General features: G+C 72.9%; 11 protein-coding genes. 9 read left to right on the plus strand and 2 right to left on the minus strand.

Annotated elements, in window-relative coordinates; translation table 11 throughout:
* The first annotated feature begins 85 nt into the window (after nucleotides 1–85).
* From HIR71_RS06650 to HIR71_RS06690, 9 genes are all read left to right on the plus strand, one after another.
* Nucleotides 86–1,204: a BMP family lipoprotein gene (locus HIR71_RS06650; protein WP_169324270.1), complete on the plus strand. Its 1,119-nt coding sequence runs from the start codon at nucleotides 86–88 to the stop codon at nucleotides 1,202–1,204.
* A 144-nt stretch (nucleotides 1,205–1,348) separates the two neighbouring features.
* On the plus strand, nucleotides 1,349–2,947 hold the full coding sequence (locus HIR71_RS06655; protein ID WP_169324271.1) for an ABC transporter ATP-binding protein: 1,599 nt from the start codon (nucleotides 1,349–1,351) through the stop codon (nucleotides 2,945–2,947).
* Nucleotides 2,944–4,182 (plus strand): ABC transporter permease, encoded by a 1,239-nt coding sequence (locus HIR71_RS06660; protein ID WP_169324272.1) that lies wholly within the window; start codon nucleotides 2,944–2,946, stop codon nucleotides 4,180–4,182. The genes HIR71_RS06655 and HIR71_RS06660 overlap by 4 nt, the downstream gene beginning before the upstream one ends.
* Entirely contained in the window at nucleotides 4,179–5,477 is a 1,299-nt protein-coding gene (locus HIR71_RS06665; RefSeq protein ID WP_169324273.1) for an ABC transporter permease, read from the plus strand. The genes HIR71_RS06660 and HIR71_RS06665 overlap by 4 nt, the downstream gene beginning before the upstream one ends.
* 54 nt (nucleotides 5,478–5,531) lie before the next feature.
* Entirely contained in the window at nucleotides 5,532–5,975 is a 444-nt protein-coding gene (locus HIR71_RS06670) for a cytidine deaminase (protein WP_169324274.1), read from the plus strand.
* The gene (locus HIR71_RS06675; RefSeq protein WP_169324275.1) at nucleotides 5,972–7,273 is read left to right on the plus strand and encodes a thymidine phosphorylase; all 1,302 of its coding nucleotides are present in this window, start codon (nucleotides 5,972–5,974) and stop codon (nucleotides 7,271–7,273) included. Before HIR71_RS06670 ends, HIR71_RS06675 begins: the two co-directional genes overlap by 4 nt.
* An 8-nt stretch (nucleotides 7,274–7,281) precedes the next feature.
* Nucleotides 7,282–8,373: a hypothetical protein gene (locus HIR71_RS06680; RefSeq protein ID WP_169324276.1), complete on the plus strand. Its 1,092-nt coding sequence runs from the start codon at nucleotides 7,282–7,284 to the stop codon at nucleotides 8,371–8,373.
* 139 nt (nucleotides 8,374–8,512) lie between these two features.
* On the plus strand, nucleotides 8,513–8,761 hold the full coding sequence (locus HIR71_RS06685) for a hypothetical protein (protein ID WP_169324277.1): 249 nt from the start codon (nucleotides 8,513–8,515) through the stop codon (nucleotides 8,759–8,761).
* Between the two features lie 153 nt (nucleotides 8,762–8,914).
* Nucleotides 8,915–10,030, plus strand: a complete 1,116-nt coding sequence (locus HIR71_RS06690) for an adenosine deaminase (protein ID WP_169324278.1) — start codon at nucleotides 8,915–8,917, stop codon at nucleotides 10,028–10,030.
* A 91-nt stretch (nucleotides 10,031–10,121) separates the two neighbouring features.
* Here HIR71_RS06690 and HIR71_RS06695 read toward each other — a convergent pair whose 3' ends face one another.
* On the minus strand, nucleotides 10,122–11,126 hold the full coding sequence (locus HIR71_RS06695; protein ID WP_169324279.1) for an aldehyde dehydrogenase family protein: 1,005 nt from the start codon (nucleotides 11,124–11,126) through the stop codon (nucleotides 10,122–10,124).
* Nucleotides 11,126–12,571, minus strand: a complete 1,446-nt coding sequence (locus HIR71_RS06700) for an aldehyde dehydrogenase family protein (RefSeq protein ID WP_169324280.1) — start codon at nucleotides 12,569–12,571, stop codon at nucleotides 11,126–11,128. Before HIR71_RS06700 ends, HIR71_RS06695 begins: the two co-directional genes overlap by 1 nt.
* Nucleotides 12,572–12,610 lie beyond the last annotated feature (39 nt).

The following is a 12,610-nucleotide window of genomic DNA, read 5'->3' on the forward strand; positions in this document are numbered from 1 at the left end:
TGGACCGGCGTCACGCGACGACGCGCGGCTCCTTCCGGGGACGACCTGGACCGGCTCGGCGTCAGTAGAGCAACAGGAGTTCCACGTGAAGAGAATGACGCGGGTCGCAGGTCTGGCGGCAGCGGCCGCCCTGGTTCTGGCAGCGTGCGGGAGCGCGCCCGAGGAGAACGACGGTGGCACGGCCACCGCAGGGGGCGGCGGCGAGGGCGGCACCGACTACACCGCGTGCATGGTCTCGGACGAGGGCGGCTTCGACGACGCCTCGTTCAACCAGTCGGGCTTCGAGGGCCTCACGCAGGCCGAGTCGGAGCTGGGCATCCAGGTGCGGACGGCCGAGTCGACCGACCCGGGCCAGTACACGGCCAACGTCGACTCGATGGTCCAGGAGGGCTGCGACCTCATCATCGGCGTCGGCTTCGCGCTCGAGGACGCCATCCAGGCGGCCGCCGAGGCGAACACCGACCTGAGCTTCGCGCTCGTCGACAGCGCCTTCTCGGCCCCGGACTTCTCGCCGGTCACGCTCGACAACGCCAAGCCGCTGCTCTTCAACACGCAGGAGGCCGCGTACCTCGCCGGCTACCTGGCGGCGGGCCAGAGCCAGAGCAAGACGCTCGCCACCTACGGCGGCATGCCGTTCCCGTCGGTCACGATCTTCATGGACGGCTTCGCCGACGGCGCGGCGCGCTACGCGGAGGACACCGGTACGGCCGTCACCGTGCTCGGCTGGGACAAGGCCGCGCAGAACGGCTCGATGACGGGGAACTTCTCCGACACCGAGGCCGGCCGCACCACGACCGAGCAGTTCATCGCGTCGGGTGCGGACGTCATCCTCCCCGTGGCAGGCCCGGTCGGCGCCGGTTCGCTCAACGCGGCGAGCCAGAACGAGGGCGTCTCGGTCATCTGGGTCGACTCGGACGGCTACCTGCAGCCTTCGAACGAGCAGTACAAGTCGCTGATCCTGACCTCGGTCATGAAGCAGATCGGGACGGCCGTCTTCGACACCATCGCCGCGGCGGTGGACGGTGACTTCAGCGCCGACCCCTACGTCGGCACCCTCGAGAACGGCGGCGTGGACCTCGCGCCCCTGCACGACTTCGAGGGCAAGGTCGACGCCGAGCTCGTCGCGACGGTCGACCAGCTGCGCGAGCAGATCATCTCGGGCGAGCTCGTCGTGGAGTCCCCCTCCGCGACGCCGGTCGAGTGAGCGGTTCCCACCCCGTCGAATGACCGACCGGTGGCCCGGGGCGTGACGCGTCTCGGGCCACCGGCCTGTCCGGTGCGCGCCCGTCCCCGCCCGCCGCGAAGTCACTAAGGTCGGGCGGAGCTATCGAAGTGGAGGCGACGAGTCGTGAAGCTTGAGCTGCGGGGCATCACCAAGAGGTTCGGTCCGCTGGTCGCGAACGACGACATCCACCTGACGTTCGAGTCGGGTGAGATCCACGCGCTGCTCGGCGAGAACGGTGCGGGCAAGTCCACGATGATGAACGTCCTGTACGGGCTGTACGAGCCCGACGGCGGCGAGATCCTCGTCGACGACGCGCCCGTCGTGTTCGCCGGCCCGGCGGACGCGATGAACGCCGGGATCGGCATGGTGCACCAGCACTTCATGCTCGTCCCCGTCTTCACCGTCGCCGAGAACGTCGTCCTGGGTCATGAGCCGACCGCAGCAGGCCTGGGCGGCCTCATCGACCTCACCGAGGCCCGCCGCCGGGTGCGGGAGATCTCGGACCGCTTCGGGTTCGACGTCGACCCCGACGCCCTGGTCGAGGACCTCCCCGTCGGCGTCCAGCAGCGGGTCGAGATCATCAAGGCGCTCAGCCGGGACGCGAAGGTCCTCATCCTCGACGAGCCGACGGCAGTGCTCACCCCGCAGGAGACGGACGAGCTCATCGCGATCATGCGGCAGCTGCGCGAGGCCGGCACGTCGATCGTCTTCATCACGCACAAGCTCCGCGAGGTCCGGGCCGTCGCCGACCGGATCAGCGTGATCCGGCGCGGCAAGGTGGTGGGCACCGCGACGCCCGACGAGTCGGAGCAGCAGCTCGCGTCCCTCATGGTCGGGCGGTCGGTCAACCTCGGCGTCGAGAAGGCCCCGCCCGAGCGCGGCGACGTCACCTTCCGCGTCAGCGACCTCACCGTGATCGACCCCGTGGGGACGCGCGTCATCGACGACCTGTCGTTCGAGGTGCGCCGCGGCGAGATCTTCGCCATCGCCGGTGTCCAGGGCAACGGGCAGTCGGAGCTCGCCGAGGTGATCGTCGGGCTCCTGCGCGCGACCTCGGGATCGATCACGCTGGACGGGAAGGAGCTCCTGGGCCGCAGCGTCGCGGACGTGCTCGACGCCGGGGTCGGGTACGTCCCCGAGGACCGCAGCACGGACGGCCTGATCGCGTCGTTCTCCATCGCGGAGAACCTCGTCCTCGACCTGCACGACGACGCGCCGTTCGCCCGCGCGGGCTCGCTCAGCCCCGCGCGCGTGGCCGAGAACGCGCGTCGGCGGACCGAGGAGTTCGACGTCCGCCTGACCTCGATCCAGGACCCGGTGAGCACGCTGTCGGGCGGGAACCAGCAGAAGGTCGTGCTGGCGCGGGAGATGTCCCGTCCCCTGCGCCTGCTCGTCGCGTCGCAGCCCACGCGGGGGCTCGACGTCGGGTCGATCGAGTTCGTGCACAAGCGGATCGTCACCGAGCGCGACGGCGGCACGCCGGTCGTGATCGTCTCGACCGAGCTCGACGAGGTGCACGCGCTCGCGGACCGGATCGCCGTGATGTACCGCGGCCGGATCGTCGGCGTCGTGCCCGGCGACACGCATCGCGACGTCCTCGGCCTCATGATGGCGGGCGTTCCGCTCGAGGACGCGGAGCGCTCGGCGAACGAGCACCACACGACCCTGGGTGAGGCGGACCTGGAGGCCAGGACCGCACGGAGCGAGGAGATGACCACGTGACGGCAACCGAGAGCCTCGTCGCGCCGTCGGCGGCACCTCCGCCGGCGCCGGCGCCGGGCGAGCGTCGCAGCTACCTCCAGCAGGTGCTCGACTCGTCGTGGGTGACGATCACGTTCGCGATCCTGATGGCGCTCGTCGCGTCGTCGGTGCTCATCGCCGCCGCGAACGCCGAGGTGCAGGCCGCGGCCGGGTACTTCTTCTCGCGGCCGGGCGACCTGCTCGGCGCCGCGTGGAGCTCGGTCTTCGACGCGTACTCGACGCTCTTCCGCGGGGCGGTGTTCGACTACGAGGCGACAGGCCTGCGCCGCGTCCGGCCGATCACCGAGACCATGACGGCGTCCGTGCCGCTGATCTTCGCGGGCCTGGGGCTCGCCGTGGGCTTCCGGTCGGGGCTGTTCAACATCGGTGCGCAGGGCCAGGTCCTCGTGGGCGCGGCCGGCGCGACCTTCGTCGGGATCACGTTCGCGCTGCCACCCGTCGTGCACCTCGTGCTCGCGGTCCTCGCGGCCTTCGTGATCGGTGCCCTGTGGGCCGGGATCGCGGGGTTCCTCAAGGCCCGGACGGGTGCCAACGAGGTGATCGTCACGATCATGCTCAACTCGATCGCGTTCTACCTCGTCTCCTACCTCCTGACGACGAGCCTCCTGCGCCAGGGCGGCAGCCGCCCGATCTCGCCCGCGGTCGCGCAGACCGCGACGTACCCCCTGCTGCTCGGGCCGGGCTTCCGGCTGCACCTCGGTTTCGTCGTGGCGCTGCTGGCCGCGGTCGCGGTCTGGTGGCTGATGGAACGGTCCGTGCTGGGGTTCCGGTTCCGGGCGGTCGGCGCGAACCAGAGCGCGGCGCGCACCGCGGGGATCAAGGTCAACCTGGTGTTCGTCCTCGTGATGCTCGTCGCCGGCGGGCTCGCGGGGCTGGGCGGTGCGGCGCAGGTGCTCGGCACCGACAAGTCGCTCCAGGCATCGACCGCCGGCTCGATCGGCTTCGACGCGATCACCGTCGCCCTGCTGGGCCGCTCCACGCCGCTCGGGACGGTCCTGGCCGCGCTGCTGTTCGGCGCGCTCCGCGCGGGCTCGCCCCTCATGCAGACGTCGGCGGGCACCCCGATCGACATCGTCCAGGTGATCCAGGCGACGATCGTGCTGCTGATCGCCGCGCCGCCGCTGGTCCGTGAGCTGTCGCTCGTCCACCGCCTGGCCGCGCTCTTCGGCTACAAGTCCCAGGAGGCCCGCTCATGAGCACGGTGACCGCTCCCCAGCCGGCGCCCACGGCCCAGGCACCCGTCGGACCCGCGGTCCAGGCGCGGATCGCGTGGCGCGGCCCGGTCCTCTACCTCGTCGTCGCGCTCATCTCGCTGGTCTTCTTCTCCCTGCTGACCCCGGGCGAGGACACCACGCGCTTCATGGTCTCCACACGCGACGACTTCGTGGAGATCGCGCCGTTCGCCGTGCCGTCGCGCGCGACGGCGCTCGTGCTGTCCGTCGTCGCGCTCGCGCTCGCGCTGTGGGCGACGCGGTTGACGACGCAGCGGCGCAAGGTCCCGACGTGGGTCCCGATCCTCTTCGGCGGACTCGTGCTGCTCGCGTTCCTGGTGTGGGTCATGGCGGGGAACACGAACGCGCTGCCCCTGACGATCCTCCTCACGGGCGCTCTCACGCTGTCCGTGCCCCTGATCTTCGGGTCGCTGGCCGGTCTGCTGTGCGAGCGGTCGGGGATCATCAACATCGCGATCGAGGGTCAGCTGCTGGGCGGGGCGTTCCTCGCGGTGGTCGTCGCGAGCCTCACGGACAACCCGTACGCCGGGCTCGTCGCGGCCCCCGTGGCCGGGGCGCTCGTGGGCGCGGTCCTCGTGCTGTTCGCGGTCCGCTACCGCATCGACCAGATCATCGTCGGCGTCGTGCTCAACGTCCTCGTCGTCGGCGTCACGAACTACCTGTTCTCGACGGTGCTCACGCAGAACCCGCAGTCGCTGAACTCCCCGCCGCGCCTGCCGACCCTGCCGATCCCGGTGCTCTCCCAGATCCCCGTGATCGGGCCGGTCCTGTTCGACCACTCGCTCATCGTCTACCTCATGTACGTTGCGGTCGCGGTGCTCCAGGTGATGGTGTTCCGCAGCCGGTGGGGCCTGCGGATGCGCGCGGTGGGCGAGCACCCGAAGGCGGCCGACACGGTGGGGATCAAGGTCAACCTGACGCGCGTCCGCAACTCGATCCTCGGGGGTGCCGTGGCCGGCCTGGGGGGTGCCGCGCTGGTCTCGGCGGGGCTCGCCTTCACGAAGGAGCTCACCTCCGGCAAGGGGTACATCGCCCTGGCCGCCATGATCCTGGGACGGTGGAGCCCCAAGGGCGCGCTGGCGGCGTCGCTGCTGTTCGGCTTCGCCGACTCGCTGCGCCAGGTCCTCAACAACCTCGGGTCGCCCGTGCCGAGCCAGTTCCTCGCGATGCTGCCGTACCTCGCGACGATCTTCGCCGTCGCGGGGCTGGTCGGCCGCGTGCGCGCGCCGGCCGCCGAGGGCATCCCGTACGTCAAGTGACCAGCCCGTACGTCAGATGAGCATCCCGTACGACAGATGAGCGAGGACGAGCCCATGGCTGAAGCGCCGGACGCATCCGCACCCGCACCAGGGTCGCCGGAGCGCGAGATCGACTGGGACGCGCTGCGTGCCGCCGCCACGGAGGTGATGCACCGCGCCTACGTGCCGTACTCGAACTTCCCGGTCGGGGTGGCGGCGCTGGTCGACGACGGCCGCGTCGTCGTCGGCTGCAACGTCGAGAACGCGTCGTACGGGCTGGGCCTCTGCGCCGAGTGCGCCCTGGTCTCGGGGCTGCACGTGTCCGGGGGCGGGCGCCTCGTCGCGTTCGCCTGCGTGGACCGGCACGGCAACGCGCTCATGCCGTGCGGCCGGTGCCGCCAGCTGCTGTGGGAGCACGGCGGCCCGGACCTGCTGGTCGACACGGTGAGCGGCGTCCGGCCCATGACCGAGGTGCTCCCCGACGCGTTCGGGCCCGCGGACCTGGTGGAGCGGGCATGAGCGCCGCCGAGCCGTTCGACGCCGTCGACGTCATCCGCACCAAGCGCGACCGCGGCCGCCTGAACGACGCCCAGATCGACTGGGTCGTCGACGCGTACACGCGCGGCGTCGTCGCCGAGGAGCAGATGTCGGCGCTCACCATGGCGATCCTGCTCAACGGCATGGAGCGCGCGGAGATCGCCCGGTGGACCGCCGCGATGATCGCCTCGGGCGAGCGCATGGACTTCTCCGCGCTGTCCCGACCGACCTCAGACAAGCACTCGACCGGCGGGGTGGGAGACAAGATCACGCTCCCGCTCGCGCCGCTCGTCGCGGTGTTCGGCGTCGCGGTGCCGCAGCTCTCGGGGCGCGGGCTCGGGCACACGGGCGGCACCCTCGACAAGCTCGAGTCGATCCCCGGCTGGCGGGCCGCGCTGAGCAACGACGAGATGCTCGCCCAGCTCGAGGACGTCGGTGCGGTCATCTGCCAGGCGGGCTCGGGGCTCGCCCCGGCCGACCGCAAGCTCTACGCGCTGCGCGACGTGACGGGGACGGTCGAGGCCATCCCGCTCATCGCGTCGTCGATCATGAGCAAGAAGATCGCCGAGGGCACGGGGGCGCTCGTGCTCGACGTCAAGGTCGGCTCGGGTGCGTTCATGAAGGACCAGGCGCAGGCCACGGAGCTCGCCCGCACGATGGTCGAGCTCGGCACCGACGCGGGCGTCCGGACCGTCGCGCTGCTGACCGACATGTCGACGCCCCTCGGCCTGACCGCGGGCAACGCGCTCGAGGTCCGCGAGTCGGTCGAGGTCCTCGCCGGCGGCGGGCCGCCCGACGTCGTCGAGCTCACCGTCGTCCTGGCGCGCGAGATGCTCGAGGCGGCCGGCGTGACGGGGGTCGACCCGGCCGACGCGCTCCGGGACGGACGTGCCATGGACGTGTGGCGGCGCATGATCGCCGCGCAGGGCGGAGACGCCGACGCGGAGCTCCCGGTGGCCCGCGAGCGCGAGGTCGTGCTCGCGCCGGCGGACGGCGTGCTGGTGGGGCTCGACGCCCTCGCCGTCGGGGTCGCGGCGTGGCGGCTCGGGGCCGGCCGGGCTCGCAAGGAGGACCCGGTGCAGGCCGGCGCAGGCGTCGAGCTGCACGCAAAGCCGGGGGCGCTGGTGCGCGCGGGCGAGCCGCTCATGACCCTCCACACCGACACCCCGGACCGGATCGCGCGCGCCCGTGAGGCGCTCGAGGGGGCGGTCGTCGTCGCACCCGACGGGTCGGCGCCGGCAACGGGTCCGCTCGTCCTCGACCGCATCGCGGCGGACTGAGGCCGATCGTGGCCGGGCGGGTCGGGGCAGCGGGCGGGGCCGGCGTGCTCGGCCCGTTCGCACACCTGCAGGGGACGACCCTGGCCCTGCGCGCCCGCCGCGCGCTCGGCGTCGGCCCCGAGGCCCGACGCGGTGCACGGCGCGCGCGCTGGTGGCCGCCGGTGCCGGTCGCCGACGTCGCCGCGCGTCGTCGTGCGTCGCTGCCGGTCGACCAGCAGGACCGCTACGACGCTGCGTTGCTGAGCGGGTCGGCCCCTGCGCCGGTGCTCGAGCGGGCGTTCGCGGCAGGGGCGCCGCTCGACGCGGTCGAGGCGCTGGGCGGGTTCTGGGCAGAGCTGACCCCACGAGAGCGCGCGCAGGTGGCTGCCCCGCTGACGCCCGCCCGCGGCACCCGGTACCTCCGGTGGGGTGCGGCCACGGCGACGCAGGTCGACCAGACGACGTGCGGCTCGGCGGTGCTCGCGATGCTGGCCGCGGCGTCGGACCCGCTGCTGGCGCTGTGGCTCGCGACGGGTCGCACGGCGGCCGGCCACCTGCCGCGCGAGGTCGCGGCGCTCCGTCCGGACCAGCGCGGGGCTGCGGCGGCTGCGGCGGCGACCGGGGCGGCGGCGACTGGGGCGGCGGCTCGGTTCGGGATGCTGCAGCTCACCGTCAAGGAGCGGTCGAGCCGGGCGGCGCTGGGCCCGCTGCCATGGCCTGCCCGCCTCGGGACGCCACCCTGGGGAGCCGCGAGGGTCGCGAGGCACGTCGGTGCGGCGTTCGCGTCGACGATGGTCGACGACACCGACGCGGGGACATTCGGCGGGGCCCTCGATCGCGCGGGGCGCTCGCTCGCCACGGGGGTGCCCGTACCGCTGTTCACGGGGGGCGACCTCTCCTCGGGGCTCTGGACGGCCGTGCCGCGCCACGTCGTCCTCCTCGTGCCGCGACCGTCCGTCGCCCGGGCGCCCGACGCCGCCGGCTGGGCGGTGTACGAGCCGTCGCGAGGAGTGGTGGTCGACATCACGCGGGAGGAGCTGCTCGCGCCTGCCGGGCCACGGGCGGCGTACGGGGGCTGGTCGCACGTCTGCTGGATGGTGCTCCCGCAGCGTCCCGGGTGAGGACGCCGCGGATGTCGGACGTCGACCGTCGGGTGCGGGTTGCCGGGCGTCGCGCGCGATGACGGGGGAGCGAGTGGCGGGCCCCGCGGGTCCGGGCGACGATGGGACGCGCCAGCACCTGCACGCCGAAGGAGGAGCCATGAGCACCGTCCCCGGGCACGAGACGTGGCGTGACGCCGGCCTCGTCGAGGTCGACCCCGCCGGCGCGGTCGAGGTGGAGCCCGAGCCCGACCTTCTCGCGGACACCCCGGAGGCCCGCGACGTCCCGGACGTCGAGGAGTACGAGCCGCCGGAGCCCAGGCCCGACCTGATCGGCGAGGCCGAGGTCACGGACGTGACCGAGCAGGCCGCCGTCGTGCCGTCCGACGAGCGCGAGGAGTACCCGTGACGGTGCGCCCGGTGGGGTGACCGTCGCCGTCGGTCGAGCACCCCGCCACGCGCGACGTGGCCCGGGTCGTCCGTGCCGGTCCGGTTCGGGGCGGCCGGTTCGGTACGGGGCCCGGTTCGGTACGAGAGCGCCCCGGCCGCTACGGTGTCGGGCATGACGATCGACGACGCCGCAGTCGCGGCACTGCCCAAGGTGGTGCTGCACGACCACCTCGACGGCGGCCTCCGTCCGGCGACCATCGTGGAGCTCGCGGCCGAGGTCGGCCACGAGCTGCCGAGCACCGATCCGACCGAGCTGGGCGAGTGGTTCCTGCGCGCCGCCAGCTCCGGCACGCTCGAGCTGTACCTGGAGACGTTCGACCACACGGTCGCGGTCATGCAGACCGAGGAGGGCCTGCGCCGCGTCGCACGCGAGTCGGTCGTCGACCTCGCGGCCGACGGCGTGGTGTACGCCGAGCAGCGCTACGCCCCCGAGCAGCACCTGAGCAAGGGCCTGTCGCTGCAGCAGGTCGTCGACGCCGTGCAGCAGGGGATCGAGGAAGGCGTCGCCGAGGCGGCCGCCGCCGGACGGACCATCCGGGTCGGCACGCTCGTGACGGCGATGCGGCACGCGGACCGCGGCGACGAGATCGCTGCGCTGGCCCTCGCCAACCGCGGGCGTGGCGTGGTCGGCTTCGACATCGCGGGCGCGGAGGACGGGTTCCCGCCGTCCCGGCACGCGTCCGCGTTCCGGGCGCTCGCCGAGGCGTTCTTCCCGGTGACGATCCACGCGGGCGAGGCGGCCGGGCTGGAGTCGATCGCCGAGGCGATCCACGTGGGTCACGCGAGCCGGATCGGTCACGGCGTGCGCATCGCCGACGACATCGAGGTCGTGCAGGAGGGCTCGGACGCGGGCGAGGAGCGCGAGGCCCGGCTGGGCCACCTGGCGCACTGGGTGCGCGACCACCAGGTGCCGCTCGAGCTCTGCCCGACGTCGAACGTCCAGACCGGCGCCGCGCCCTCCGTCGCCGACCACCCGATCACGCTGCTCAAGGACCTCGGCTTCGCCGTCACCGTGAACACCGACAACCGGCTCCAGTCGGGCACGACCATGACGCGCGAGATGACCCGGCTGGTCACCGAGGCGGGCTGGACGCTCGCCGACCTCCGCGACGCGACCGTCACCGCGGCCTGGAACGCGTTCATCCACCACGACGAGCGTGAGCAGCTGGTCGAGGAGCTGATCCTCCCGGGCTACGTCGAGCTCAACTCGGGCCGCCACCGCGCCTGACCCTCTCACCCCAGAAACGCCAACGTCCGCACTCCGTGGGGCTATGACCCCACGGAGTGCGGACGTTCCGCCGGGGAGGGGCGGGCAGGGGTCAGACGCCCTTCGGGTGCCAGACCGTCTTGGTCTCGGTGAACGCCAGGACGCGGCGCAGCCCCGGGGAGCGGGTCCAGTCCTCCTCGGCCTCGTCGAGCTCGGGGCGCAGGACGCGCTTGACGTTGTCCGCGGCGATCGCCTCGAGCTCGCCCCACGTGACGCCGTCGGCCCCGACCGCGCCCGTCAGGTCGATCGCGTTGACGTCCATGTGGCCCGCGAGGTGCGGCGCGATCTCGGCCGTCCGGCCGGTCAGGACGTTGACGACGCCCTTCGGGACGTCCGACGTCGCCAGGACCTCGGCGAGCGTGATCGCGGGGAGCGGACGACGCTCGCTGCTCACGAGCACGACGGCGTTCCCGGTGACGAGGGCCGGCGCGAGCACGCTGACGAGGCCGAGGAGCGACGACTGCTGCGGCGCGAGGAGCGCGACGACCCCGGTCGGCTCGGGTGCGGAGATGTTGAAGTAGGGCCCCGCCACGGGGTTCGCCGACCCGGCGACCTGCGCCACCTTGTCGGTCCAGCCGGCGTACCAGACCCAGCGGTCGACGGCGTCGGACACGACGGCGTGCGCCGCGTCGGTCGAGAGGCCCTCACCGGCCGAGACCTCGGCGACGAACTGCTCGCGGCGGCCCTCGAGCAGCTCGGCGACCCGGTAGAGCACCTGCCCCCGGTTGTACGCGGTCGCCCCCGCCCACCCGGGCTGCGCGGCGCGCGCGGCGACGACCGCCTCGCGCGCGTCCTTGCGCGAGCCCTGCGCCGCGTTCGCCGCGAACGAGCCCGTGGCCGTCGTGACCTCGTAGGTCCGGCCCGACTCGCTGCGCGGGAAGGCGCCGCCGATGAACAGCTTGTACGTCTTGCGCACGTCGATGCGCGCCGGCGCCGGGGACTGCGCCGACGACGAGGACGCGCGGGCGGTGGTCGCCTCGACGACCACGTCGTCCTCCGCCGCGCCGTCGCCCTGGGGCGCCGTCCGCTTCACGGCACTGGCCTTCGCAGCCGCCATCAGTGAGCTCCCTCGATCAGGTAGGGGGCGAGCCCGTGCCGACCGCCCTCGCGGCCGTGGCCGGACTCCTTGTACCCGCCGAACGGGCTGGTCGGGTCGAACCGGTTGAACGTGTTGGCCCAGACGACGCCGGCCCGGAGCTGGTCCGCCATCCACAGGATGCGCGAGCCCTTCTCCGTCCAGACCCCCGCGGAGAGCCCGTACGGCGTGTTGTTCGCCTTGGCGACGGCCTCCTGAGGCGTCCGGAACGTCATGACGCTCAGGACCGGGCCGAAGATCTCCTCCCGCGCGATCTGGTGCGCCGCACTGACGTCCGTGAAGACGGTGGGCGCGAACCAGTAGCCGGTCGCCGGGATCTCGCACGCGGCGGTCCAGCGGGTCGCGCCCTCGGCGGTCCCGGCGTCGGCCAGGCGCGTGATGCGCTCGAGCTGCTGCGGCGAGTTGATCGCCCCGACGTCGGTGTTCTTGTCCATCGGGTCGCCGAGCCGCAGCGTGCCGAGCCGTGACTTGAGCCGCTCGACCACCTCCTCGGCCACCGACTCCTGCACGAGCAGCCGTGACCCGGCGCAGCACACCTGGCCCTGGTTGAAGTAGATGCCGTTGACGATGCCCTCGATGGCCTGGTCGACCGGGGCGTCGTCGAACACGATGTTCGCGGCCTTGCCGCCGAGCTCGAGCGTGGCGTGCTTGCGGGTACCCGCGAGCTCACGGGCGATCCGCTTGCCCACGGCGGTCGAGCCGGTGAACGCGATCTTGTCCACGCCGCGGTGCGTGACGAGCATCGAGCCGGTCTCGCGCGCGCCCGTGACGATGTTGACGACGCCCGGCGGCAGGTCGGCCTGGAGCAGAAGGTCGGCGAACAGCAGCGCGCTGAGCGGTGTCGTCTCGGCCGGCTTGAGCACCACGGTGTTGCCGGCGGCCAGTGCCGGGGCGATCTTCCACGCGAGCATCAGCAGCGGGAAGTTCCACGGGATGACCTGGGCCGCGACGCCGTGCGGGCGCGGGTTCGGGCCGTAGCCCGCGTGGTCGAGCTTGTCGGCCCAGCCCGCGTAGTAGAAGAAGTGCGCGGCCGCCGTCGGGACGTCGACGTCGCGCGACTCGCGGATCGGCTTGCCGTTGTCGAGCGTCTCGAGCACGGCGAACTCGCGCGAGCGCTCGGCCAGCAGGCGAGCGATCCGGAACAGGTACTTCGCGCGCTCCCGGCCAGGCATCGGGCCCCACACCTCGGTGTGCGCGCGGCGGGCGGCCGCGACGGCGCGGTCGATGTCCGCCTGCCCCGCCTCGGAGACCTCGGCGAGGACCTCCTCGGTCGCGGGGTTGACGGTCTTGAACGTCGAGCCGTCGACGGGCTCGGTGAACTCGCCGTCGATGAACAGCCCGTACGAGGAGGCGATGTCGACGACCGCCCGGGACTCCGGGGCGGGCGCGTACTCGAAGGAAGGCATCAGCTGGCTCTCTGCTCGGATCGGCTCGTCGGGGGCGGC

Origin of the sequence: Cellulomonas fimi (assembly GCF_012952065.1) — a bacterium.
In the GTDB taxonomy this organism is placed as follows: Bacteria; Actinomycetota; Actinomycetes; order Actinomycetales; family Cellulomonadaceae; genus Pengzhenrongella; species Pengzhenrongella fimi_A.